General features: G+C 64.8%; 1 pseudogene. It reads right to left on the bottom strand.

Annotation, left to right across the window (positions count from 1 at the left end):
* Positions 1-206: pseudogene (locus QN345_RS20290) on the bottom strand (hypothetical protein); the annotation flags it as partial.
* Positions 207-244 lie beyond the last annotated feature (38 nt).

Raw genomic sequence — 244 nt, 5'->3', positions numbered from 1 at the left:
GTGGGGAACGCGGGCCGGGCGTGGAAGCTGAGGAAGGCGTCGAACATCGTGTTCATGATCCCGAACAGTTCCGGCGTCACCCCACCCTTCACCGGATACAAGCCGTTCTTCAACTGGCCGAAGCCGATGTTGGATTTCGCCTCGAAAAGGTCCTCCTGGGGCAGTATCCCGTCGGGGTCCAGGGCCGCCTGCCACTGCGCGACCATGCCCCGGATCAAGTCCGTCGTCACCGGCACACCGGCCC

The organism is Cryobacterium sp. 10I1 (assembly GCF_035019805.1).
Classification (GTDB): Bacteria; Actinomycetota; Actinomycetes; order Actinomycetales; family Microbacteriaceae; genus Cryobacterium; species Cryobacterium glucosi.
Note: the sequence above shows the minus strand (reverse complement) of the source record. Positions and strands in the feature narration are given on the sequence as shown.